Source organism: Mesorhizobium sp. USDA 4413 (assembly GCF_056280365.1).
Genome location: NZ_JBVPRP010000001.1, coordinates 4,724,545 through 4,747,581, shown reverse-complemented (window position 1 = coordinate 4,747,581; position 23,037 = coordinate 4,724,545). Strand labels below are relative to the sequence as shown.

Sequence of the window (23,037 nt, the reverse complement as noted above, 5' to 3'; positions counted from 1 at the left end):
TTTGGCGCGTCTTGCGGCATTTCGGCCACAATTGGCTGTTCCCTCAGGCTTTGGGATTGCCTACGTTAAGGCTATGTTGATTTTCGACGGCTTAGCTTTGCATGGGGTTGCTGCGAATCATTGCCGCGTTTTCTGAATTGTGTTTCGTACGGAATGCGCTGTGTGAGCCGGGATACTGGCGGTGGCGGATTCCCGCGATAGATTGGTGAGACGTCACTCCAAGCCAGGCGATCGGCGGGCGTCGGTGAAAGGACAGAAAAATGAGCAAGGTCAGCAACGGCGGCGGTGATTCAAAGAACACGCTTTACTGCTCGTTTTGCGGCAAGAGCCAGCACGAAGTCCGCAAGCTGATCGCCGGACCGACGGTCTTTATCTGCGACGAATGCGTCGAACTGTGCATGGACATCATCCGCGAGGAGAACAAGACCTCGATGGTGAAGTCGCGCGAGGGCGTGCCGACCCCGCAGGAGATCCTCAAGGTCCTCGACGACTATGTCATAGGCCAGCCCTACGCCAAGCGGGTGCTGTCGGTGGCGGTCCACAACCACTACAAGCGCCTGGCGCATGCCGGCAAGAACAACGACGTCGAGCTGGCGAAGTCGAACATCCTTTTGATCGGCCCGACCGGCTGCGGCAAGACGCTGCTCGCCCAGACGCTCGCCCGCATCATCGACGTGCCCTTCACCATGGCCGACGCCACGACGCTGACCGAGGCCGGCTATGTCGGCGAGGACGTCGAAAACATCATCCTGAAGCTGTTGCAATCGGCCGACTACAATGTCGAACGCGCCCAGCGCGGCATCGTCTATATCGACGAGATCGACAAGATCTCGCGCAAGTCGGACAATCCCTCGATCACCCGCGACGTGTCGGGCGAGGGCGTCCAGCAGGCGCTGCTGAAGATCATGGAAGGTACGGTCGCCTCGGTGCCGCCGCAGGGCGGCCGCAAGCATCCGCAGCAGGAGTTCCTGCAGGTCGATACCGCCAACATCCTGTTCATCTGTGGCGGCGCCTTCGCGGGTCTGGACAAGATCATCTCGGACCGCGGCCGCAAGACCTCGATCGGCTTCGGCGCGACCGTGGCCTCGCCCGAGGATCGGCGCACCGGCGACCTGTTCCGCCAGGTCGAGCCCGAGGACCTGTTGAAATTCGGCCTGATCCCCGAATTCGTCGGCCGTCTGCCGGTTCTGGCGACGCTGGAAGACCTCGACGAGCCGGCGCTGATCCAGATCCTGACCGAGCCGAAGAACGCGCTGGTCAAGCAGTATCAGCGGCTGTTCGAGATGGAGAATGTCGACCTGACATTCCACGAGAACGCGCTGTCGGCGATCGCCAAGCGCGCTATCGAGCGCAAGACCGGCGCGCGCGGCCTGCGTTCCATCATGGAAGCAATCCTGCTCGACACGATGTTCGAACTGCCGGCGCTGGAAGGCGTGCGCGAGGTGGTGATTTCGGAAGAGGTGGTGTCCGGCAACGCCCGGCCGCTCTACATCTATTCCGAGCAGAAGGAAAAGAAGGGCAATGTCAGCGCCTGAAATGGCACTGACCCGTCAATTTCCGTGGAACGGCGCCCGCGTGGCGCCGTTTTGCTGTCAAAGGCGGGAGGCGGACAGTGGAACGGCTCGAGCGACCATGTTAACCCTTGATCTTTGCCCCGGATGCATCCACCTAACAGCGGAAGGCCGAGGCGCCGAATTCTGTGCTGTAAAACTCCCGTCACAAACGGTGGTAGGCGGAACGACACTCGGTCGTTAATATGAGATTCGCGGTTGGCTAAATAAGCGGCCGCGACATGAAAGGTTGGACAATGGCCAAGATATCCAAGGCTTCCGGCGACGGCGTTTTCGCAGTCCTCCCACTGCGCGATATCGTCGTGTTTCCGCATATGATCGTTCCGCTCTTCGTGGGCCGTGAAAAGTCGATCAAGGCGCTGGAAGAGGTGATGGGTCAGGAAAAGCAGATCCTGCTCGCCACCCAGATGAATGCAGCCGACGACGATCCTGAACCCGATGCGATTTTCGACATCGGCACGCTCGCCAATGTGCTGCAGCTTTTGAAGCTGCCCGACGGCACCGTGAAGGTCCTCGTCGAGGGCGCCACGCGCGCCAAGATCGTGTCGTTCACCGATCGTCCTGACTTCCACGAGGCCCGCGCCACGGCGCTCGCCGAGCCGGAAGAGGAAGAGGTCGAGATCGAGGCGCTTGCCCGCTCGGTCGTCACCGACTTCGAGAATTACGTCAAGCTGAACAAGAAGATTTCGCCCGAAGTGGTTGGTGCCGCCAGCCAGATCGACGACTATTCCAAGCTCGCCGATACGGTTGCCTCGCATCTCGCCATAAAGATCCCCGAGAAGCAGGAGATGCTCGCCACGCTTTCCGTCAAGGAGCGTCTGGAGAAGGCGATGGGCTTCATGGAAGCCGAAATCTCCGTGCTCCAGGTGGAAAAGCGCATCCGCTCGCGCGTCAAGCGCCAGATGGAGAAGACACAGCGCGAGTACTACCTCAACGAGCAGATGAAGGCGATCCAGAAGGAGCTCGGCGAGGGCGAGGACGGCCGCGACGAGGCCGCCGAGATCGAGGCGCGCATCAAGAAGACCAAGCTCTCCAAGGAGGCCCGCGAGAAGGCGGAAGCCGAATTGAAGAAGCTGCGCTCGATGTCGCCCATGTCGGCTGAATCGACGGTCGTGCGCAACTATCTCGACTGGCTGCTGTCGATCCCGTGGGGCAAGAACTCCAAGGTCAAGCAGGACCTGAACTATGCGCAGGACGTGCTCGATGCCGATCATTTCGGCCTCGACAAGGTCAAGGAGCGCATCGTCGAGTATCTCGCCGTGCAGAGCCGCCAGAAGAAGATCAAGGGACCGATCCTGTGCCTCGTCGGACCGCCCGGCGTCGGCAAGACCTCGCTCGGCAAGTCGATCGCCAAGGCGACTGGCCGCGAGTTCATCCGCATGGCGCTCGGCGGCGTGCGTGACGAGGCCGAGATCCGCGGCCACAGGCGGACCTATATCGGCTCGATGCCCGGCAAGGTCATCCAGTCGATGAAGAAGGCCAAGAAGTCCAACCCGCTCTTCCTGCTCGACGAGATCGACAAGATGGGCCAGGACTTCCGCGGCGACCCTTCTTCGGCCCTGCTCGAGGTGCTCGATCCGGAGCAGAACTCGACGTTCATGGACCATTACCTCGAGGTCGAATACGACCTGTCGAGCGTGATGTTCGTGACGACGGCGAACACGCTGAACATCCCTGCGCCCCTGATGGACCGCATGGAGATCATCCGCATCGCCGGTTACACCGAGGATGAGAAGATCGAGATCGCCAAGCGTCACCTGATGCCCAAGGTGATCCGCGACCATGCCCTGCAGCCGAACGAATTCTCGGTCGGCGAGGACGCGATCCGCGGCATCATCCAGACCTACACGCGGGAAGCCGGCGTGCGCAGCCTGGAGCGCGAGCTGATGAAGCTCGGGCGCAAGGCGGTGACCGAGATCCTGCGGACGAAGAAGAAGACGGTGAAGATCACGGCGGACAACCTCGCCGATTATCTTGGCGTGCCGCGCTTCCGCTTCGGCCAGGTCGAGGCCGACGATCAGGTCGGCGTGGTCACGGGTCTTGCCTGGACAGAAGTCGGCGGCGAGCTGCTGACGATCGAAGGTGTCATGATGCCCGGCAAGGGCCGCATGACGGTGACCGGCAATCTGCGTGACGTGATGAAGGAATCGATCTCGGCGGCGGCTTCCTATGTCCGCTCCCGGGCGCTCGATTTCGGCATCGAACCGCCGCTGTTCGACAAGCGCGACATCCACGTCCACTTGCCGGAAGGCGCGACCCCGAAGGACGGCCCGTCCGCCGGCGCGGCGATGGCCACGGCCATCGTGTCGGTTCTGACGGGTATTCCGGTCCGGGCCGATGTGGCGATGACCGGCGAGATCACGCTGCGCGGCCGCATCCTGCCGATCGGCGGCCTGAAGGAGAAGCTGCTCGCGGCTCTGCGCGGCGGCATCAAGAAGGTCCTGATCCCGGAAGAGAACGTCAAGGATCTGGCGGACATTCCGGACAACGTGAAGAACGGCATGGAGATCGTCCCGGTCTCGCGGGTCGGCGAGGTGCTCGCCCACGCGCTGACCCGGATGCCGGAGCCGATCGAGTGGGTCGAGCCGGTCAACGCGCCGGCTCCTGTCGACACCGGCGACGATGCCGGAAAATCGCTTGCTCATTAGGATGTTCTAACGTTGCAGCGCAACAAGGAGAGAGCCGGGCCCTGAGCCCGGCTTTTTTCATGTTAAAAAGCCACGAAAAGTGCAAAAAAGCCCGGAATTCCGCGGTTTTCGGCTTGGGTTCCTGAACGCTTCTTTCTAAAGTCCGTTTCCTGCCGGATGAGTCGTAAGTTCCGGTTTTCTCATGGAAGGGAATTTTGATGAACAAGAACGAACTGGTGTCCGCTGTCGCCGATGCCGCAAGCATTTCGAAGGCTGATGCGCAGTCCGCCGTCGATGCGGTGTTTTCCGTGATCACAGGCGAACTGAAGAAGGGCGGCGATGTCCGGCTTGTCGGCTTCGGAAATTTCACCGTGTCAAAACGCGCTGCTTCGACCGGCCGCAATCCGCAGACCGGCGCGGAAGTGAAGATTCCGGCGCGCACCGTGCCGAAGTTCTCGGCCGGCAAGGGCCTCAAGGACGCGGTCAACTAAGACCTTTTTCTTTAAGTGCAGAAAAGCCGGGCTTGCCCGGCTTTTCTTTTTTGGCGGCCGGCCCCGCACTTTTTCTGGAGCGCTCAGGCCGTCGGCGCGTCGGCGCGCATCAGGCCTTCCTGTTTCAAATCCGCCCAGAGCGCCGCCGGTATGTTGGTGTCGAGCAGCGCGCGGTTGCTTTCGACTTCGGCCGGCCGCTGGCCGCCGGGGATCACCGACATCACCGAAGGGTGCTGCAGCGGGAACTGCAGCGCCGCCTCGATCAGGCGCACATTGTGGCGCTTGCAGACTGCCTCGATACGCGCCACGCGATCGAGGATCTCCTTCGGCGCCTCGCTGTAATTGTAGAAGGCGCCGGGCTTCGGCCCGGTCGCCAGCACACCGGAATTGTAGGGGCCGCCCAGCACGATGCCGATGCCGCGCTTCTGGCAAAGCGGCAGGAAGGATTGCAGCGCTTCCTGTTCGAGCAGCGTGTAGCGGCCGGCGAGCAGGAACAGGTCGAAATCGCCGCGCTCGGCGAGCGTCTGGGCGACCTGCCACTCGTTGATGCCGCCGCCGAAGGCCTTGATCACGCCTTGGTCGCGCAGCGCCAGCAGCCCGTAATAGCCGGACGACATGAATTCCTTGATGCGCGCGTCGGATGCCTCCTTGCTGCCATGGGTGAAGATGTCGACGTCGTGGACGAAGAGGATGTCGATGCGGTCGACGCCAAGACGCTCCAACGAGGCTTCGAAGGAGCGCATGACACCGTCATAGGAGTAGTCGTAGACTTCCCGGCGCGACGGCGTCTCGAAGAACTTGCCTATGCCGGTGCGCTGGTCCGGCGGTGCGACGCGCATGAGGCGGCCGACCTTGCTCGACAGCACATAGTCGTCACGCTTCCTGCCGCGCAGGAACGGGTTGAGGCGCGTTTCCGACAGACCGAGGCCGTAAAGCGGCGCCGTGTCATAGTAGCGGCAGCCGGTCGCCCATGCCGCTTCCAGGGTGGCGTTGGCGTCCTCGTCGGAAATGGCGCGATAGAGATTGCCGAGCGGCGCGGTGCCGAAGCCGAGCTCGGTGAAGGTGATGCCGCCATTGCCGATGCGGTCGAAATGCCGTGTCTTCATGTCTGACGATGTCCCGGAGTGATTTGTCTGACATGACACTATCACGCCCGTGGCTCAGCAAAAGTGCCGAGGCTCATTGGACAGCGATTTTCCCAATGGTAGCATGAACAGAAACAAGCCTTTCGCGGCAGCGCGCGGCAAATCCAAAGGACAAGCGATACCTCGGCAGGCAGGGTGAGCGTCATGACCAAAGCCGGATCCGGAATGTTCGCGACCGCGCTGGGCGAGCTTGGCGCGGTGTTGGCGCGCACGGACGAAGCGCGGATGGACGCGGCCTGCGCCATGCTGGCCGGCGCCGGCAGGATCGTCGTCTATGGCTGCGGCCGCGAGGCGCTGCAGGTGAAGGGCTTCGCCATGCGGCTCTACCATCTCGGCCTGCCGGTCTCGGTCGTCGGCGATATGACCACGCCGCCACTGGGGCAGGGGGGCGTCTTCCTGGCGAGTTCGGGGCCGGGCGAGACCACTACGGTGCTGACCTTGATGCGGGTTGCCCGCGAAGCCGGCGCGAAGGTGCTGCTCCTGACGGCAGAACCGGAAGGCAGCGCGGCAAAGCTTGCCGACTTCACATTGCTCATTCCGGCGCAGACAATGGCCAGCGATCAGGGCGCGGCAAGAAGCTCGGTGCTGCCGATGGGCTCGCTGTTCGAAGGCGCGCTGTTCCTTCTGTTCGAGATCATGGTGCTGAAGCTCAAGACGCTGACTGGCGCGACGCCGGAAGCGATGCGCGCGAGGCACACCAACATGGAGTAGGGGATGCGCTACGAGCTGATGCTGCCGCACCAGATCCGCAAGGCGATCGAGGAGAACTGGCCGGTCGTGCTGCCGCTCGGCGTGCTCGAATACCATGGCGAGCACATGGCGGTCGGCATGGACACGCTGGCGGTCATCAAGACGGTGGAGTTGATCGAGAAGGAGAGGGACATCGTCATCTTGCCGCCCTTCTATTACGGCGCGGCAAGCTATGCGGTGGCGGCGCCGGAAGGCGGCGGCTCGGTGCAGGTCGGCGGTCCGGTGCTTTCGCCCTTCGCGGAGGAATTGTTCTACGGCCTGTTGCGCATCGGCTTCCGCAACATCCACGCCATCATCCACCACCAGACCGAGAATTTCGTGGCCGGCATGCCGACCGATCTCGCCTTCAAGACCGCCGGCCGCCAGGCGATCTTCCGCTTCCTGGAGAAGGAGCGCGGGGAGGGCTGGTGGGGCTCCAACAGCATGGCCGACTATTATGCCGGCCATGCGCAGGGCGAGAATGTCTTCAACTGGGTGCAGGTGCACCCGCTGATGCCGGCCGCGATAAATGGCAAATATCCGTTCGACCATGCTGGCATCGGCGAGACGTCGCTGATGTTGGCGCTGTGTCCCGAGGCGGTGGATGCCGGGCGTTTCGCGGACAATACCAGCTGGTACACGAAGAGCGCGCCGGAAGCTTCGGCCGAGCTGGGGCAAAAGGGCGTCGCCATGATCCTGGAGCATTTGCGGACGACGCTTTCTGCCTAGTCGAGTTCTTGGAGGAGGATGTCAAGAAGTCCTCCAGCCTATATATTAGCAAATCAAAATAAGCTATATTGCAGAACCAATTGTATCGGGAACCCGAGGGGACCTCAGTGCTACGCGTAGCAACGTTTGCAGGCGTAGTCGTCACGGCTGCAGAACTTCAGGATGTTTCCGCGTTTGCGCACGGGGCCGGCAGTGGCTGGACTTATCCGCCGGCCTGCTGTCACGGCGACTCAGTGACCGGCGAATGCAGCAGTATCCCCAGCACCACTGTCACGCCGAGCGAGGATGGTTATGTGATCATCCTGCGGCCGGGAGATCATCGAAAAGTCACTCGCCAGAACCGCTATCTCGTTCCTTATGACAGTGTCATTCCGTCTGGCGACGACAACTTTCACATCTGCTTGCATCCGACCGAGGAGCACGAAAACTGCTTCTTTGCGCCAGCCGAAGCTATATAGTGGCGGACTGACCGGCCCGCTTCGGGCAATATGCGTGAGGCGTCAGTCGAGTCCTGGCTACTTCACCGAGCCCGCCGTCATGCCCATGATCAGATAGCGCTCAAGCGCGATGCCGATGATGGCCAGCGGCGCGATCGCCGCGGTCGCAAGGGCTGCCATCGACCACCAGTTGATGCCTTGCGAGCCGGTCTGGCTCGCCACCATGACAGGGATGGTCTTGGCATCGGTCGACGTCAGAAGCGCGGCGAAGAAATACTCGTTCCAGCACAGCACCATCGCCAGGATGAAAGCGGCGACCATGCCGGGCAGCGCGATCGGCATGACGATGCGGAAAAAGGCGCCCCAGATCGACAGGCCGTCGACCAAGGCCGCTTCCTCCAATTCGACGGGAATGGAGTTGAACTGGTCGCGCATGATCCAGATCACGATCGGCAGCACCATCAGCGTGTAGAGGAGCACGAGCCCGATGCGTGTGTCGAGGAGGGCGACTTCCCGGTAAAGCACCAGGAACGGGAGCGCCAGCACGACCGGCGGCAGGATGAGCTGCGACAAGAAGAAGGAGGAGATGTCCTCGTTCTTGAACCAGGCGAATTTGTAGCGGTAGCGGACAAGGCCGTAGGCGGCGAGGCTGCCGATGATGATGGCGAGGCTCGATGCGCCAACCGAGGTGATGACCGAGTTCATGAAGCGTTTGAGGAACTCGTCGCGCACGGTCGATGTCTGGAAGATCGAATCCGGCGACAGGCCGAGCGAGCGCCAGCCCTTCCAGTCGGGCTGGAAGTCGAGGAAGGGGACGAGATGGCCTTGCGTGACGTCGACCGCCGATTTGAACGAGGTGGTGATCGTCCAATAGATCGGGAACAGGCAGACGAAAGCCCAGAAGATAAGCGCGCCATAGATGAAGACGCGACTGGTAATGAAGGCGGCCGGCGAACGGATCTCGGAAACAGTGTATTCGGTGGTCTGGACGCTCATGATGCCGCTCAGTTGACGTTGCGCACGAAGCGACTGGCGACTTTCAACAGCCAGGTCACGAAGACGATGATGATGATCAGATAGGCCATGGCCAGCATGGTGCCGTAGCCGACATTCGAGCGGTCGCGGTATTCGCGGTAGATGAAGCTCGACACGGAATCGGTGGCGCCGCCGGGGCCGCCGGAGGTCAGGGTGATGATGATGTCGGCAAGCTTCAGCTTGAAAATGATGCGCAGGATCACGGCCGTCACCGACACCGGCAGCATCAGCGGGAAGGTGACCTGCCAGAAGGTCTGCCATGCGGTCGCGCCATCGACGCGGGCGGCTTCCAGCACCTCGCGCGACATCGCCTGCAGGCCGGCAAGCAGCATGATCATCATGAACGGGATGAAGGTCCAGGCGTCGAGCATCATGATCGCGATGCGGGCGGTGATCGGATCGGAGAAGAAGGCGGGATTGTCCCAGCCGAGATGGCGCGCCAGCGTCGCCGCCGGCCCGAACCGGTACTCCATCAGCGATTTGCCGACCATCCAGGACACGGCGACCGGCGACAGCATCAGCGGCAAAAGAAAGACAACGCGGAAGAATTTGCGGGCCCGGATCTGCGCGTTGAGCAGCAGCGCCAGGCCGAAGGCGATGACATATTCGACCAGCACCGCAAGCACATAGAGCACCATGTTGAACAGCGCGTTGCGGTAATAGGGGTCGGCCAGCATCTGCCAGAAATTGTCGAGGCCGTTGAACCTTCGTCCGGTATACGAGCTGAGGTTCCAGTCGGTCAGCGCGATGTAGAAGCCGAACAGCGTCGGGAAGATCACCATGGCGATGGTGAAGAGCAGCGCCGGCAAAAGGAACAGCGCGCGCTGCCCATCCTCGCCGCGCGTCAGCACCTGCCAGGCGCCGAGTGCTGCGCCCCACAAGATGTAGGCGTAGACCACAGGGCGCCAGGTGTAGAATCCGACCGTGGACATCTCGGTCTTGTAGAGGATCTGCACGATGATGATCGCCAGCAGGCCAAGCGTTGCAATAGCCAGCAGGCCCCAGCCGAGGCGCTTGCGTCCTTGCGGGATCAGGTCGGCCGGATTTGCCGGCCACGCATTCGCGGTCGAAGTCTGCTCAGCCACGCCTCTGCCTCTTTGCCATCGAACCGGTCGAGCCGGTAAAGGTGCGGCCCGATGACGATGTGCCATCGGGCCGCGACGTCTCATAAGTCAGCTTACATGCCGAGCGAGGCTTTGTAGAGCTTGATCTGGTTTTCGCGGCCGATCTGGTCGGTCAGCTTTTCCCAGGCCGCCGCGATGGCGTCGGCGCCTTCCTGCGCCTTCATCTTGCCGGCGAAGGTGTTGGCCAGAATGTCCTCCGCGGCGGAGTAGTACTGGAAGATGCCGGGGATGCGCGGCTCGATCGCCGCGTTCGGATGGTTGTAGGAATCGCCTTCCGACTTGAGGTAGGAGGTGATGAAGGCCTCGTCATAGCCGGCCGCCACCCATTCCGGAATATTGAAGTGGGAGTTGCGGTAGGGCTGGAAGCCCGACGGATACATCGCCGTCCAGATCGACAGGTCCTTGCCGCCGAGATGCGCGGCGGCCGACCATGCCGCCTTCTTCTTCTTCTCGTCGGAATCGACGCGGGCCATGACATAGACGCCCCAGCCGAGATAGGCGCAGTTCGGCGCATAGTTCGGACCGCTGGCGAGCTTTTCCCACTTGCCGGTCTTGGAGTTGTAGACGTCGTCGGAGCCCGGCAGGATCGAGAAGCCGGTGACGTCGCCGATGACCGAAGAGTCATTGGTCTTCACGTTCGAGCCGACATCGCCCCACCAGGGGATCATCGAGCCGGTGCCGGCCAGGAACTGCTGGAAGGCGGTCGTGTTCGGATCCGCGTTGATCTGGTCGGCGGGCTCGGACGGCAGGGCGTCGATCACGTCCTGGATGGCGCGCACCCAAGCCGGGTTGTTGATGCGCGGCTTCATCGTGTCGGCATCGAATAGCCAGGCCTTGTCATCGGGATGCTTGGCATAGGCTGTGGCGCGGCTGCCGAGGAAGTAGAAGCCGAAACCGCCCCAGGGCTTGGGCGCGTCGAGGTAGCCGTAGACGTCCTGGCCCTTGAATTTCTTGCCCTTCAGGAACTTGGTCACGGCCTGCACCTGCTGCCAGGTCTTGGGCACGCCCCACTCGGTCAGGCCGGCTTTGTCGCCACTGTCGGCTTTCCAGGCCGCCGCCAGCTCGGAGTCGGAGAACACGTCGGTGCGGTAGTTGAAATTGTGCGTGTCGCCGTCGATGGTCACGCGATACTGCTTGCCCTCCCAGGTGCCGACCGGCGGCTTCAGGTAGTTGACCAGGTCGTCGAAATCGATCTGCTTCTTGACCCAGTCGGGCATTTCGGAGGTGAGGCCCTTGCCGCAGACATCGCCTTCGAAGGGCGCGCCCATCTCGATGATATCGAAGTCGACGGTCTTGGTCGCGATGGACTGCTGCAGGCGGGCGTTGTAGTCGGCCTGGGCGAGGTCGATCCAGCTGATCTTGGCGCCGGTATAGGCCTCCCACGGCTTCAGGAAGCCACGGAACAGCACGTTGTGCAGGTTCTGATTGTTGAGGCCCATGAAGGTGAGCTCGACGCCGGCGAACTCGCCTTCCTTGACATTGGCCTTGGTCGCTCCGAGGCAGAGCTCGCCCACCTTCTGGAAGTCCGCATCGGTCGGCTGGCCCTTGCCGACGCCCGGGATCTGCAGGATTTTCGCACGCAAGCTGTCGTCGGCGGCGGCCGGCCTCGTCAGCGCGCCAAGCCCGGCGCCGGAGGCGGTGGCGATTGCCGCCATGCTGGCCGCACCCTTCAGCACATCGCGGCGGCTCGCGCCGGCGCGCATCAGTTTTTCATACAGATCGACTCTCATCTAAGGTTCCTCCCAGAACAACAGCGCTTGAATTGAAGTGCCAATCTCTCTCGGACGTCGAAACGTCTCACGGTTCTCCTCGATCATACGGGACGTGGGACCCCACCCTGCGTCGCCTGGAGCCCCGATTTCCCGGTAAAATACCGGTTGTCGGATCGGCACTCGCCACTATTCGCGTAATCGATTACCTTGTCAACAAGATTGGCTTTTTATCTATAAGATACCGACTTGCCGTTGCCGCCGGCAATGGCTAGCTTCACCGCAAAAGATAAAAGGGGAGACGATGGCTCAAGTCGCGATCAGCAGTGTGGCCAAGGCGTTCGGAACCGTCAAGGTCCTGCATGAGGTCAGCGTCGATATTGCCGACGGGCAGTTCGTCGTGCTGGTCGGCCCGTCAGGATGCGGCAAGTCCACGCTGCTCAGGATGGTGGCCGGGCTGGAGACGGTTTCCGGCGGCACGATCTCGATCGGCGACCGCGTCGTCAACAACCTGCCGCCGGCCAAGCGTGACATCGCCATGGTGTTCCAGAATTATGCGCTCTATCCGCATAAGACGGTGGAGCAGAACATGGCCTTCGCGCTGAAGCTGCGGGGCACCGATCCGGCCGTCGTCGCCGAACGGGTCAAGCGCGCCGCCGACATCCTCGACCTCACGCCTTACCTCAAACGCTACCCGCGCCAGCTTTCGGGCGGCCAGCGCCAGCGCGTCGCCATGGGCCGCGCCATCGTGCGCAATCCGCAGGTGTTCCTGTTCGACGAGCCGCTTTCCAATCTCGACGCCAAGTTGCGCGTGCAGATGCGCACCGAGATCAAGGAACTGCACCAGCGGCTGAAGACGACCACCATCTACGTCACTCACGACCAGATCGAGGCCATGACCATGGCCGACAAGATCGTGGTGATGCGCGACGGCCGCATCGAGCAGGTCGGCGCGCCGCTGGAGCTGTTCGACCGGCCGGCGAACCTTTTTGTCGCCGGCTTCATCGGCTCGCCTTCGATGAACCTGCTCAAAGGTACTGTGAAGAAGGCCGGGAAGCCGGTGGTGGAGATCGCCGGTACGGCGTTCCCGATGCCCCCGGGCGCCGTTGCCGAGGATGGCCAGGCCGTCGTCTATGGCGTGCGGCCCGAACATCTGGAAATTCAACCGGACGGCGTCGAGGCCAAGGTCTCCGTGGTCGAGCCGACGGGCTCCGAGACCCTGGCCTTCGTACGCTTCGGCGAGGGCGAGATGGTGGCGCTGTTTCGCGAGCGCCACGACTTCAAGCCCGGCGACACGCTCAAGCTCAAGCCGCGTCTCGACCAGGTCCACCTCTTCGACGCCGGGACCGGCAAGCGTCTCTGACCGCATCAACCCTTCAAGAGGAAACCATGCTCAAAGGGATCAATCCGCTGCTCAATGCCGATGTGCTCCAGGCGCTGCGGGCGATGGGCCATGGCGACGACCTGATCATCGCCGACACCAATTTTCCGTCCGATTCGGTCGCGCGGCAAACCGTGCTCGGCAAGCTGCTGCGCATCGATGCGACGGCGGCCGAAGTGGTGAAGGCGGTGCTGTCGGTCTTGCCGCTGGATACTTTCGTCAACGATGCGGCGGCGCGCATGGAGATCGTCGGCAAGCCAAACGAGATCCCGCCGGTGCAGAAAGAGGTGCAGAAGGAGATCGACGCGGCCGAGGGCAAGCCCTGGCCGATGATCTCGATCGAGCGCTACGCCTTCTACGAGCGCTCCAAGAAAGCCTATTGCGTGATCCAGACCGGCGAGCGCCGCTTCTATGGCTGCTTTGCCTTCCGCAAGGGCGTCGTCCCGCCGGATGCGGAGTAGGGACATGGCCACCGGCAAGCCTGTCGTCATGAAGCCTATTGTGATTTTGGGCGTCTTCGTCGCCGACACCGCCTATCGCGCCGATCGCCAGCCGCGCCTCGGCGAGACGATCCTCGGCAACTCCTTCAAGCTCGGCCCGGGCGGCAAGGGCTCGAACCAGGCAGTCGCGGCAGGCAAACTTGGCGCCCATATCACCTTCCTGACCAGGCTCGGCGTCGATGCGTTCGCCGACATGGCCAAACAGACGTGGAAGGACGCAGGCGTGAAAAGCGCCGTCATCGACACTCCGGACAGCTATACTGGCGCGGCCTACATATTCATCGAGGAAGGCACCGGCAACAATGCCATCATCGTCAGCCCGGGCGCGGCGATGCTGATCTCGCCCGCCGATATCGAGGCCCATGCCGGCCTCATCCGATCGGCCGGCGTCTTCGTCACCCAGCTCGAGCAGCCGATCGACGCGGCGCTGAAGGCGCTTGAGATCGCGCGCGGGGCAGGGGTGACGACCATTCTCAATCCGGCGCCTGCCGCCAGCCTGCCGGACCGCATCTACACGCTCTGCGACTATGTCACGCCCAACGAGACCGAGGCCGAAGGTCTGACCGGCATTCATGTCTCCTCGATCGACGATTCCCGCCGCGCCGCCGACGCTCTGCTGGACAAGGGCGTCGGTGCCGTCATCGTGACGCTGGGGGAAAAGGGCGCGCTGCTGCACACCAGGGACCGCTCCGAACATGTCGGCGCGGTCAGTGCCGGCCCGGTGGTCGAAACGACGGGCGCGGGCGATGCTTTCAACGGCGGCCTCGCCGCCGCTTTGGCAAAGGGCGTCGAGCCGCTGGAGGCGGTCCGCTTTGCCTGCGCGGTCGCCGGCATTTCGGTGACGCGCCCCGGCACCGCGCCGTCGATGCCGACCCTCAAGGAAGTCGAGGCGCTGCTCGCAAAGGCATGAAATCGCAGTTCGCGCGTTTATTAGCGGCCCCTTGTCCCGGAACGCTCCCGAAGCAAGCGCGTTCATCCTCCTGGTCGGCAACGCCGGAACGGCAGGATGAAAAAGCCATACGAAAAACCCACGCTCGTGAAGCGCCAGAAGCTCACCGCGCGGACGGCTCAGATTATCGCTTCCGGCGTCATATTGGGCGAATGATCTCGGAACAGCTGACCCTTGGAAGAGTAAAGGGCGGGCAGGTCCCGCCATGGCGGCAAGTAACACGATATCCGGGTGGGCCATCCCATACAACGCACCCACCACCATCGCGGGGGTCTTCATCGAGAAGATCGCCCCCGGCGCCTTCTCCAAATCTCTCAGCGATGTAGTCCTACACTGGAGCCATGACCACGATCGGCCGCTTGCTCGCACCACCAGCCTTGCGGGATCAGGGGCGGATGGGCTTGTGGTTTTCGGCAGATCTGGACCCCTCGAACCCTGATGCCGCGCTGGCTCTTTCGTCTATTGGGCGCCGCGAGCTAGAGCCCGAAGATTACAACGCTTTGCCAGAACGCACGATTTTGGAGGCGGAGTTGTTTGAGATTTCCGCGGTCATCCGGGCGGCCTATCCCCAATCATATGTCGATGTCATGCGCTCCGACAACGCGGCCAACGCGCGGCGCCGCCTCATTGAGAAGATGGAGCGCGAGCACAAGCTGCGGGGGATCAGGTGAGCGCTATTCCGTCTTCGGCGGCGCTTCTTTCTTGATCTGTTGCGCATCCGACGCCTTTGTCACGTCGGACTTTTGAACGCTGGCGGTCTTCTGTGTGTCGACCTGGGTCGCCGATGCCATCGATTGATGATAGGCGCAGTCGGCAGACGCCCCAGAGACGGACAGTCCAAGCACGGCGATCGTTGTAAGGAAGGCTTTCATCGTCATCCTCCTTATTCGTGGTGACGCAGCGTAACCCGGCCGGCGCGGAGCGCAAAATCACTTTTGGGGGGCCGGGCGTCAGCCGAGGCCGCGATAAGGTTGCGGGGGATCCACGAAAGGGGGGTGGCATGATCACCGTTGGCAACCTCACGCTATCGGTCGCTACCGCCGGGCGGACTTATCGCTGGCCCGGTTTGGTCGATAGCGACGCGCTGAGCATCGCAGGAAAGGCCGCAAGCTCCTGAGCTTGGAACAGAACGAGTTCAAAAAGTTGAAACTCGGCGGCGAAAAAAGTTGAAACCGCCAATGGCAAGAGAGGCATAAGCCTTTGAAAACAAATGGCGCGAGTGACGGGGCTCGAACCCGCGACCTCCGGCGTGACAGGCCGGCACTCTAACCGACTGAGCTACACCCGCGCACTGACGAGCACGTGTCAGGCGTGTTCGTCGTTGGGGCGCTGGATAAGGGGTTCGCCTGCGGGTGTCAAGCGCGGCATTCAAGCATTACTGCAATCAGGAGAAGGTTTTTTGACAACGGCGCCGAGGCTGGGGAAACCCGCACCGCGACGGGGGCACCGTCTGTTCATTTGGCCTTGCGAATACGGCCCTAACTGCTTAATGGTCCGCGCTCAGGCGGGCGATTAGCTCAGTTGGTAGAGCGCTTCGTTTACACCGAAGATGTCGGCGGTTCGAGCCCGTCATCGCCCACCAGATTTCTTCAATGTTTTCAATGGCCTGTGTGGCCCCGCTTCGGCGGGAGGCGCTGCTTGCGCCCAGCTATGCGCCCAGAAACGACCGTTTTCGGGGCGCTCAGTAGGCATCGGCGGCGGTTTTCTGGAAGTCTGGATGATGGTGGCCGTAGGTCGATTCCATCTGCTTGACGGTCATGCCGAGCGAGCCGGCGGCGTCCCAGATCGGCACCGATCGCTGCATCAGCCAGGTCGCCCTGGTGTGGCGCAGGATGTGCGGGGTGACGTCGTCGCCGAGGCCCGCCTCGATGCGCGCGGCTTCGAAGGACTTGCGCATCAGGCCGATCGGCTCGCCGCCCTTGGCGTGGATTACCGGACCCTTGCCTTCGTCCTTCGCCTTCCAGCGTCTGAGGTGCGCCATGAGGCGGCGCGGCAGTCGCATCGGCGGGCGCCGCTTGGTCGTCTCGCGCACGCGCTCGCCGCGCCGGTAGAGCACGCCCGCATCGAGATCCGGCCAGCCTCCGGACGGACCGCGGTTCCAGTTGAGCTCCAGGATGGCCGAATGCCTGGTGCCGGTGTAGAGGCCGATCAGGATGAAGCGCGGCAGGCACTCATAGGTCTTCGGCCGCGCGCGCCGCAGCCGCAGCGCGCCGCGTAAGAGCTCGGCCGCTTCCTCGCGCGTCAGCCAGCGCTCGCGCGCAACGGGCTTGTCGGGGAGGTCGAAATGCGGCCTGAAGTTCAGCCGCTTCTCTTTCGAGAACAGGTTGACGGCGGCGCGCAGATCCTCCAGCTCGCGGCGCGCCGCGGCCGGCCTCTTGCGACTGGCGGCATATTCGCGGCAGGTGTCGCCAGAGATGTCGGAGAGCGGCCTCGCGCCCCAGAACTCGGTCAGGAAAGCGACGCGGCCTTCGAGCGGCCCGGTCTCCTCGCCGCGCGACTGCTTGGCGGTGACGTAGTGGTCTAGCGCGGCTGCGCACGCGACGTGATCGGGACCACGTTCGACGCTGACTGGCTTTTGCTTCTTTTGGGCGATGTATTCCGCGAGCTTTTCCGCCGCGCTTTCAGTTTCGCCAACAAGGCATCCCGTTCGGCGGTAAACGGACCCGTCGCGGATGACGAGCCGCTTGACGCCGTCGCGGTCGAGGCGCGGGACGAGACGGGGCGGGCTTTGGCGACGCGGCATTTCTCGCGCATTTCCCTGATGGCAGCCGGAGTGACGAAATCCTTGTTGGCGATCTGCTCGATTGTCAAATTTCCCTTGCGGGCCTCGGCGCGCAAGGCCTTTGGCGTCAGCCGTCCACCGAAAAAGCGGTCGCAGGCCTCCTGCAGCCGAATCGGCGTGTCGTCGTCGATGTCGGCCAAGGGCGTCATCAGAACGGCAACTCGCCGTCGAGCTGGCGGCGCGTCGTCACTTCGGTATCGGCCTCCGTCAGCAGGCCGCTCAGCACTCTGATGGTTTCCTGCAGCCGAACATTGCGCGCGAGCGCGGCGTCGAGCTCGCGGTGCGTCTTGTCGTGCTCGCCATGCAGGAACGTGATGCGCGCCTTCAGCTGGTCGATCTGTCGCTGATGGCTTGCGGCTTGCGTCTTGGTGGCCATGGTGATGCTCCTCAGAACGGGATCTCGTCGTCGAGCTCGCGGCTGCCGCGCTGCTGCTGGCCGCTCTCTCGCGTGCGCTGCGTGCCGTATTCATCCGGGCTTTCGGCGCCCGGCGGGCGGTTGGACGGCAGGCGATCGAGCAGCTGGATCTCGCCGCGAAAGTTCTGCAGCACGATCTCGGTCGTGTAGCGGTCGGTGCCGGCGTTGTCCTGCCATTTGCGGGTCTGCAGTTGGCCCTCGACATAGACCTTTGAGCCTTTCTTCAGGTAGTCGGCGCAGACCTTGGTCAGGTGCTCGTTGAACACGACGATCGAGTGCCACTCGGTCTTTTCCTTGCGCTCGCCGGTGTTCTTGTCCTTCCATGTCTCGGACGTGGCGATGCGGAACGAGACGACATCGGCGCCGCTGTTGGTGCGGCGGATGTCGGGATCGGCGCCGAGATGGCCGATCAGCATGACTTTGTTCAAACCGGCCATCAGATAAGTCCTTTCTCCAGCGCCAGCCATTCAGGCATGGTCACCGTGCCGTTGTCGTTGATCTCGATTTCGGAGCGCGGCAGCCAGAACCACTTCATGCGCTCGCGGCCGTCGACTTCCTCAGTGGTGCCGTCGACGACAGCGATCGCCTTTTTCCTGGGGTCGTTGCTGCGGATCTCGCAGGCGATGTCGACCAGGCGTCGCTTCGTCATCGGGCGGTCTCCTCGGTTGGAATGCAGATGACGACCGGCTTGACTATCCGGTTCGGTTTCCTGGGATCGGGCGAGAGGTTCTGCGCGCTGAACTGCGCCATGATCTCGGTGCCGTCGACGGCCTCAAGCTCGCCATTCGGTGCAAAGACGCCGAAGAAATGTTCGGAAACGATCTTCAGCATCACACCATCCCCAGCGCGCGCATGTAGAGGTCGAGGATGGATTCGGCTTCCTCGCGTTCGGCTGGGTCTTTGCGACGCATGGCGACGATAGTGCGCATGGCCGCGGTGTCGAAGCCGACGCCCTTGGCCTCGGCATAGACATCCTTGATGTCGTCGCCGATCGTCTTCTTCTCTTCCTCCAGGCGCTCAACGCGCTCGATATACTGGCGCAGCTGGCCAGCGGCGACGGTCTGCGACGTCTCCGGGATCTCGTCCATCACATCCTCCTCTGGCCGATGATGAAGGCGCAGCCCTCGCCGGCGGCGACATGGAAGGGCATGGCGAAGTCGGCCGGCGGGTGCAGCGCGATCTTCGGCGCGCCGGCGGCCTCGATCACGTCGCGCAGGAAGCGGGCGTCGAAGGTCATGAAGGTGCCCTCCGGCACGCCGTCATTGTCCGCCTCGATCTCGTCCTCGGCGTCGCCGGCGTCGCCCTTGGCGAACAGCTCGATCGATCTCTCTCGCACGGTCAGCCGGATCGTGCGCGAGGTCTCGCGGCGGCCCTTGGCGTCGTTCTTCGGCACGACCAAGAGCCCGTCCATGGCGCGCGTCAGCGCGTCCGAAGCGATTGTGACATGCGCATCGGGGCGCGCCGGGATCAGGCGCGGATAGTCGAAATAGGTGGCGTCGATCAGCTTCGAGGCGATGCGGATGCGCTCCGCCTCGACCAGCATCACGCGGCCGGTGCCGCTCACCTTCAGCTCGCTCTCGTCGCCGCCGAAGATGCGCAGGATCTCCTTGACCGTCTTCGGCGGGATGATGACGCCTGGCAGTTCGGCGCCGTCGCGCGTCGGAAGGCTGCCGGAAAGCGCGGGGTCGTCGACCTCGATGATGTGGATGCGGCTGGAATCGGAGCCGATCACCTTCACCCCGTCCAGCTGGTGAAGGAACGGGCCGTGCAGCATGATGCGGTTGACATCCTCTCCCAGCGCCTTCTCGCAGCGCTTCAGCACGCCGCAGAGCTCATGCGCACGCAAGGTCAGCGACCAGTCGGGCTTGGGCGCGTCGATGAGATAAAAATCCTCGCCCTTGAGGATCGGCATCGAGAGCCTTGCCTTGCCGTGGCGGGCGACGACGGCCTTCATGTCGGCGTCGAAATCGAGCGTGCCGGTCTCCTCGCCCGAGCCGGCGCGCGCGATGAAGAATTCCAGCACCGCGCGCGGGATGGCGGCGAGGACCTCGGCGTCGGTCTCGCAATCGAGGCTGACGCGCGCCTCGACGTCGAGGTCGGACATGGTCAGCGTCATGCCCTTCTTCTTCGTGGCATGCAGGCGGGCATGGTCGAGGATGTCGATCTCGCGCGTGCCGCCCGGCACGTTGCGGATCGCCTTCGCAGCCTCGGCGAAAGCGGCGACGTTGAAGCGAACGGTCATAGCGGCAGCGCTCCCTGACTATTGATGGCGGCCAGCATCTTTTCGGCGGCGGGTGAGAGGAATTGGTGCTCCGGTGCGATCTGGCGCAGCTCATCCAGAGCCTCGTCGGTGCGCCCTTCGCAGATCAGCCGCTGCAGGCGATCGAGGTTACCGCGCAATTCCTCGACCCAGGCAGGCTCCCAACCCTCGTCAGGCATGCGACCCAGCTTGACAGCGCGCGCGACGAAGACGTCGAGGATCTGGATGCCGCGTTCGGTGAGGTTGTAGTCCCCGTCGACAAGGTCAGCGGAATGGTCGGCGAAGGTATCGACGAAGTCGGTAGCGCCCAACTGCTCGGCGATGAGGGGAACGATCTCATGCAGCTCGTCCTTCATATCCTTGACTAGCTGAGCGGCATCGATTGTCATCTTGACCTTCATCACACCCTCCTGGCGTTCGGGCAGAGCTGGTCGAGGCGGGCGCGGTATTCCTCGGCCGCCTTTGCCACCGGCCAGGCGGTGAGCCGGCCGCGCAAGCGCAGGGGCTTCGCCTTGTCGACCGCCTCGCCCCAGCTTCTCGGCGCCGGCATGAGCAGCTGGCGCTGCTCGGTCGCCAGCAGGCGGACGTCGAAGTCGTCGATCGCCTTGCGGTATGTCGCACCGGGCGGCAGCACGCCGGCGGCGCGCCAGATCGCGGCGTCAAGCCGCTGCTTGGCGGCATGGAGGATGGTGCGCACCTTGTCGGTCGAGCCGAACAGCTCGTATTCCATGGCCGACAGCCACTTCGCCACCGGCGTCGTCATGTCGCCGAAGACGAATTCATGCGCGTCGTGCAAGAGCACATAGGCCGCGATGTTGGCGTCGCGCGTTTCCTCGAGCGCGGCGTCTGCGCCGACGACGCAATGCTGCGCCACCGAATACGGGTTGCCCGGCACATGGCCGCCGAAGCGGCAGACGCGCGCCAGGCCCTCCGCGACATCGCGATAGAGGTCGATGTCCTGCGCCGTGAAGTCGAGCATCGGGAAGGCGCGGCCGGAGTAAGTCTGTTTCCAGATGGCGGTCATTTCGGCGCCCTCGCGAGATCGGCCTTGTGGGCGGCGCCGACGGCGTAGATGACGCGGTTTGCTTCGCGCTCCAGGAGCGGCAGTTTGGCCAGGAAGCGGCGCAGCATGGTGATCGTCCGCTCGGATTGCGACCACCACGGGTCGAGCTTGAAGGCAGAGCGGGCGACGCAGTAGCGGCGCCATTCGGTCGCCGCGGCATCGGTCTCGCCTTCGGTCAGCCCGCCGGTGACCGGCATCTGATGGGCCACCGCATCGAGCGCCTTCTGGATGATCTCCGGCACGCGATCGAAGGAAGGCGCCACCTGCTTGACGAAGGTCTCGGCGATGATCTGCTTGGCCTCGGCGGCGTGCTCGACGATCTCGGCGACCGAGAAGCCCGCCATGACCATGTCTTTTTCGGTGGCGCAGTCACGGCAGCCGGCCGCCTCGCGCAGCGCATCCGCCAGTTCGACCGCGCGCGGATGGTAGTTGCGCGGCTCCGGCTCATCGGCGCGCCGCTCGGCGGTGAAGCGCTTTGCGGGCCGGCTCGCGAGGCTTTCGGGAATGCGGGGAGCGTCGCTGCTTGGATCTGTCGCTGCAAACAAAGGAAGCCTCCATCGGGTTGATGGCGGCGAATATCGAAGAAAATGCGATAGGCTGTCAAGGCGGCCTATCGAAAAAAATGCGATATACCTATTCCCGGCTCACAGCGAAGCGCACGCGACCGACGATTCGCACCGTGTCGTCCTCGTTGCTTTCGATCGGGATCGGCTCCTGAAAACGCGGGTCGTTCGATTCGGGCAACAGCCAGATCTTGCCCGCCTCGTCGCGCCACAAGGTCTTCACCGTGGCCTCGCGTAAGCCGTCGGCGCGTTCGCGCTCAATGATGTAGCGCTTGCCGAGCTGCAGGTCGTCGCCGCTCTGCACGATGTCGGTGAAGACGAGCACTGTGCCTTCCGGATAGCGCTTGTCCATCGAAGGACCGCGCGTCTCCGCGGCATGAAGCGTGAAGTGGCGCAGGGCCGGATCGTCCGGTACGGGGACCTGATACTGCTCGTCCTCGTGCCATTCCCATGTCTCGGCCCAATGGCCGGCCTGGACGAAGCCCTTGACGGTGACCATGCGGCCTTCGTCCGGCTGCACCAGGTCGTCGGGTTCGACGCCGAGGGCGTCCGCGTATGTGCGAAGTTTGTTAGCGCCAAGCGCTGTCTTCCCGGATTCGGCGCGCAGCACTGTCTGCCAATGGACGCCGATCTTGGCGCCCAGGGCTTCCTGCGAAAGGCCCTGCGCTTCGCGCAGTTCTCGGATGCGGTTCCTCATGGCCGATGCCTATTCGAACCGCGAGAAACTGAAAATCGAAGAAAATGCGATATCGCACTTGACAGCGATATCGAAAATTGTGCGATATAGGCGTCGATCGGAGTGTGACGATGCAGCTCGCGGACTGGCGCAAGGCCAATTCTCTTTCCTGTGCGGATGTCGCCAAGGGGCTTGGCCTCGACGGCGAGCGCGACAGCGCGTCGGTCTGGAATTGGGAAACCGGCCGCTCGCGTCCGGATGCCGACGTCATCGAACGCATTCGCGAGTTCACCAAAGGCGAGGTGACGGCCGACGACATGCACGCGGTGCGGCTTGCCTGGCTGCGCGAGAACCGGCCGGAAAAGTTTGAGGCGGAGGCGGCGGCATGAGCACATCAATGCTCTCCCTTGGCGATGCTGCGGCGCAGGTCGCGCGAGAGAGCGCGCGCCACGTTTGGCGGCATGACGAGCCGCGCCATGACACGGCGCTCGCCGAAATCGTAGCCGGGCGCGGGCAGCTCGACCCAGCCGATCAGGCGGGTGAAGAATTCGGTGTGCTGGACCTCGACGCCGGTGCAGAACAGGCACTGGACCATGACCGGCTCGGTCAGCGGCGGCGTCTTGTCGGCCGGATTGTCCATCGCTCAGCCCTTGCGAAACTGGCTGAACCGGTTGGTGAGCCGCAGCGGCCCGCCGCCTGGAATTTTTACAACTTCGACGCTGTCACTGCCCCGTACCCCAACGCCGCCAGCGTCGCGGCCGGCCCCGTTTCCCAAGCCGGGGCCGGCCTTCTTCTTCAGGAGATGCGCGAACCATGACCGCAACCGAAAGGACATCCAGACCTCCATAGGG

30 protein-coding genes and 2 tRNA genes are annotated in these 23,037 nt (G+C 63.2%); 13 read left to right on the top strand and 19 right to left on the bottom strand.

The window, feature by feature from the left end:
* The first annotated feature begins 260 nt into the window (after positions 1–260).
* The 3 genes from clpX to hupB all read left to right on the top strand — a co-directional run bounded on the left by clpX (position 261) and on the right by hupB (position 4,689).
* On the top strand, positions 261–1,535 hold the full coding sequence (clpX, locus tag ACVMIM_RS23360; RefSeq protein WP_040981372.1) for an ATP-dependent Clp protease ATP-binding subunit ClpX: 1,275 nt from the start codon (positions 261–263) through the stop codon (positions 1,533–1,535).
* A gap of 272 nt (positions 1,536–1,807) precedes the next feature.
* A complete protein-coding gene (lon, locus tag ACVMIM_RS23355) occupies positions 1,808–4,219 on the top strand; it encodes an endopeptidase La (protein ID WP_476114817.1) in 2,412 nt (803 codons plus the stop codon).
* Positions 4,220–4,416: 197 nt separating this feature from the next.
* Positions 4,417–4,689 carry a DNA-binding protein HupB gene (hupB, locus tag ACVMIM_RS23350; protein WP_040969493.1) on the top strand — a complete coding sequence of 91 codons (273 nt, stop codon included), beginning with the start codon at positions 4,417–4,419 and terminating at the stop codon, positions 4,687–4,689.
* Positions 4,690–4,772: 83 nt separating this feature from the next.
* Here hupB and ACVMIM_RS23345 read toward each other — a convergent pair whose 3' ends face one another.
* Positions 4,773–5,795 (bottom strand): aldo/keto reductase, encoded by a 1,023-nt coding sequence (locus ACVMIM_RS23345; RefSeq protein ID WP_476114816.1) that lies wholly within the window; start codon positions 5,793–5,795, stop codon positions 4,773–4,775.
* Between the two features lie 183 nt (positions 5,796–5,978).
* Between ACVMIM_RS23345 and ACVMIM_RS23340 the strand changes: the two genes are divergently transcribed.
* The 3 genes from ACVMIM_RS23340 to ACVMIM_RS23330 all read left to right on the top strand — a co-directional run bounded on the left by ACVMIM_RS23340 (position 5,979) and on the right by ACVMIM_RS23330 (position 7,750).
* A complete protein-coding gene (locus tag ACVMIM_RS23340) occupies positions 5,979–6,545 on the top strand; it encodes an SIS domain-containing protein (RefSeq protein WP_476114815.1) in 567 nt (188 codons plus the stop codon).
* A gap of 3 nt (positions 6,546–6,548) precedes the next feature.
* Entirely contained in the window at positions 6,549–7,292 is a 744-nt protein-coding gene (locus ACVMIM_RS23335) for a creatininase family protein (protein WP_476114814.1), read from the top strand.
* Positions 7,293–7,399: 107 nt separating this feature from the next.
* Complete coding sequence (locus ACVMIM_RS23330) at positions 7,400–7,750, top strand: hypothetical protein (protein ID WP_476114813.1); 351 nt, start codon at positions 7,400–7,402, stop codon at positions 7,748–7,750.
* 57 nt (positions 7,751–7,807) lie between these two features.
* On the opposite strand, the gene ACVMIM_RS23325 is transcribed toward ACVMIM_RS23330, so the two are convergent.
* From ACVMIM_RS23325 to ACVMIM_RS23315, 3 genes are all read right to left on the bottom strand, one after another.
* On the bottom strand, positions 7,808–8,725 hold the full coding sequence (locus ACVMIM_RS23325) for a carbohydrate ABC transporter permease (RefSeq protein WP_476114812.1): 918 nt from the start codon (positions 8,723–8,725) through the stop codon (positions 7,808–7,810).
* 8 nt (positions 8,726–8,733) lie between these two features.
* Positions 8,734–9,849, bottom strand: a complete 1,116-nt coding sequence (locus tag ACVMIM_RS23320) for a carbohydrate ABC transporter permease (RefSeq protein WP_040995487.1) — start codon at positions 9,847–9,849, stop codon at positions 8,734–8,736.
* Positions 9,850–9,941: 92 nt separating this feature from the next.
* A complete protein-coding gene (locus ACVMIM_RS23315) occupies positions 9,942–11,618 on the bottom strand; it encodes an ABC transporter substrate-binding protein (RefSeq protein ID WP_476114810.1) in 1,677 nt (558 codons plus the stop codon).
* A 283-nt stretch (positions 11,619–11,901) separates the two neighbouring features.
* On the opposite strand from ACVMIM_RS23315, the gene ACVMIM_RS23310 reads away from it, so the two are divergent.
* From ACVMIM_RS23310 to ACVMIM_RS23290, 5 genes are all read left to right on the top strand, one after another.
* Positions 11,902–12,960, top strand: a complete 1,059-nt coding sequence (locus tag ACVMIM_RS23310) for an ABC transporter ATP-binding protein (RefSeq protein WP_476114809.1) — start codon at positions 11,902–11,904, stop codon at positions 12,958–12,960.
* 26 nt (positions 12,961–12,986) lie between these two features.
* Positions 12,987–13,439, top strand: coding sequence for an RbsD/FucU family protein (locus ACVMIM_RS23305; RefSeq protein ID WP_140677348.1), 453 nt, complete (start codon positions 12,987–12,989; stop codon positions 13,437–13,439).
* 4 nt (positions 13,440–13,443) lie between these two features.
* Positions 13,444–14,388, top strand: coding sequence for a ribokinase (gene rbsK / locus ACVMIM_RS23300; RefSeq protein WP_476114807.1), 945 nt, complete (start codon positions 13,444–13,446; stop codon positions 14,386–14,388).
* 244 nt (positions 14,389–14,632) lie between these two features.
* Entirely contained in the window at positions 14,633–14,866 is a 234-nt protein-coding gene (locus tag ACVMIM_RS23295; RefSeq protein WP_476114806.1) for an HK97 family phage prohead protease, read from the top strand.
* Positions 14,769–15,098, top strand: a complete 330-nt coding sequence (locus ACVMIM_RS23290) for an HK97 family phage prohead protease (RefSeq protein WP_476117477.1) — start codon at positions 14,769–14,771, stop codon at positions 15,096–15,098. The genes ACVMIM_RS23295 and ACVMIM_RS23290 overlap by 98 nt, the downstream gene beginning before the upstream one ends.
* Positions 15,099–15,101: 3 nt before the next feature.
* On the opposite strand, the gene ACVMIM_RS23285 is transcribed toward ACVMIM_RS23290, so the two are convergent.
* Positions 15,102–15,299, bottom strand: coding sequence for a hypothetical protein (locus tag ACVMIM_RS23285; RefSeq protein ID WP_040995643.1), 198 nt, complete (start codon positions 15,297–15,299; stop codon positions 15,102–15,104).
* Positions 15,300–15,638: 339 nt separating this feature from the next.
* Positions 15,639–15,715: transfer RNA gene (locus ACVMIM_RS23280), tRNA-Asp, on the bottom strand.
* Positions 15,716–15,933: 218 nt separating this feature from the next.
* Here ACVMIM_RS23280 and ACVMIM_RS23275 point away from each other — a divergent pair.
* A tRNA-Val gene (locus ACVMIM_RS23275) sits at positions 15,934–16,009 on the top strand.
* A 99-nt stretch (positions 16,010–16,108) separates the two neighbouring features.
* Here ACVMIM_RS23275 and ACVMIM_RS23270 read toward each other — a convergent pair.
* The 11 genes from ACVMIM_RS23270 to ACVMIM_RS23220 all read right to left on the bottom strand — a co-directional run bounded on the left by ACVMIM_RS23270 (position 16,109) and on the right by ACVMIM_RS23220 (position 22,207).
* Positions 16,109–17,170, bottom strand: a complete 1,062-nt coding sequence (locus ACVMIM_RS23270; RefSeq protein WP_476114805.1) for a site-specific integrase — start codon at positions 17,168–17,170, stop codon at positions 16,109–16,111.
* Between the two features lie 187 nt (positions 17,171–17,357).
* Positions 17,358–17,585, bottom strand: a complete 228-nt coding sequence (locus ACVMIM_RS23265; protein ID WP_476114804.1) for a hypothetical protein — start codon at positions 17,583–17,585, stop codon at positions 17,358–17,360.
* Positions 17,586–17,596: 11 nt separating this feature from the next.
* Positions 17,597–18,061, bottom strand: coding sequence for a single-stranded DNA-binding protein (gene ssb / locus ACVMIM_RS23260; protein WP_476114803.1), 465 nt, complete (start codon positions 18,059–18,061; stop codon positions 17,597–17,599).
* Positions 18,061–18,273 (bottom strand): hypothetical protein, encoded by a 213-nt coding sequence (locus ACVMIM_RS23255; RefSeq protein ID WP_476114801.1) that lies wholly within the window; start codon positions 18,271–18,273, stop codon positions 18,061–18,063. The genes ssb and ACVMIM_RS23255 overlap by 1 nt, the downstream gene beginning before the upstream one ends.
* Positions 18,270–18,455 (bottom strand): hypothetical protein, encoded by a 186-nt coding sequence (locus tag ACVMIM_RS23250; RefSeq protein ID WP_476114800.1) that lies wholly within the window; start codon positions 18,453–18,455, stop codon positions 18,270–18,272. The genes ACVMIM_RS23255 and ACVMIM_RS23250 overlap by 4 nt, the downstream gene beginning before the upstream one ends.
* Positions 18,455–18,715 (bottom strand): DUF2312 domain-containing protein, encoded by a 261-nt coding sequence (locus tag ACVMIM_RS23245; RefSeq protein ID WP_476114799.1) that lies wholly within the window; start codon positions 18,713–18,715, stop codon positions 18,455–18,457. The genes ACVMIM_RS23250 and ACVMIM_RS23245 overlap by 1 nt, the downstream gene beginning before the upstream one ends.
* Positions 18,712–19,866, bottom strand: coding sequence for a hypothetical protein (locus ACVMIM_RS23240; protein ID WP_476114798.1), 1,155 nt, complete (start codon positions 19,864–19,866; stop codon positions 18,712–18,714). The genes ACVMIM_RS23245 and ACVMIM_RS23240 overlap by 4 nt, the downstream gene beginning before the upstream one ends.
* Entirely contained in the window at positions 19,863–20,285 is a 423-nt protein-coding gene (locus ACVMIM_RS23235) for a hypothetical protein (RefSeq protein WP_476114797.1), read from the bottom strand. Before ACVMIM_RS23235 ends, ACVMIM_RS23240 begins: the two co-directional genes overlap by 4 nt.
* Positions 20,285–20,908 (bottom strand): hypothetical protein, encoded by a 624-nt coding sequence (locus tag ACVMIM_RS23230; RefSeq protein ID WP_476114796.1) that lies wholly within the window; start codon positions 20,906–20,908, stop codon positions 20,285–20,287. The genes ACVMIM_RS23235 and ACVMIM_RS23230 overlap by 1 nt, the downstream gene beginning before the upstream one ends.
* Complete coding sequence (locus tag ACVMIM_RS23225; RefSeq protein WP_476114795.1) at positions 20,905–21,492, bottom strand: hypothetical protein; 588 nt, start codon at positions 21,490–21,492, stop codon at positions 20,905–20,907. The genes ACVMIM_RS23230 and ACVMIM_RS23225 overlap by 4 nt, the downstream gene beginning before the upstream one ends.
* Positions 21,493–21,580: 88 nt before the next feature.
* Complete coding sequence (locus tag ACVMIM_RS23220) at positions 21,581–22,207, bottom strand: helix-turn-helix domain-containing protein (protein WP_476114794.1); 627 nt, start codon at positions 22,205–22,207, stop codon at positions 21,581–21,583.
* Positions 22,208–22,317: 110 nt separating this feature from the next.
* Here ACVMIM_RS23220 and ACVMIM_RS23215 point away from each other — a divergent pair, with 110 nt between their 5' ends.
* On the top strand, positions 22,318–22,575 hold the full coding sequence (locus tag ACVMIM_RS23215) for a hypothetical protein (RefSeq protein WP_476114793.1): 258 nt from the start codon (positions 22,318–22,320) through the stop codon (positions 22,573–22,575).
* A gap of 5 nt (positions 22,576–22,580) precedes the next feature.
* Here the strand turns inward: ACVMIM_RS23215 and ACVMIM_RS23210 are convergent, their stop codons facing one another.
* Positions 22,581–22,826 (bottom strand): hypothetical protein, encoded by a 246-nt coding sequence (locus tag ACVMIM_RS23210; protein ID WP_476114792.1) that lies wholly within the window; start codon positions 22,824–22,826, stop codon positions 22,581–22,583.
* Between the two features lie 3 nt (positions 22,827–22,829).
* On the bottom strand, positions 22,830–23,021 hold the full coding sequence (locus ACVMIM_RS23205) for a hypothetical protein (protein ID WP_476114791.1): 192 nt from the start codon (positions 23,019–23,021) through the stop codon (positions 22,830–22,832).
* Positions 23,022–23,037: the final 16 nt, after the last annotated feature.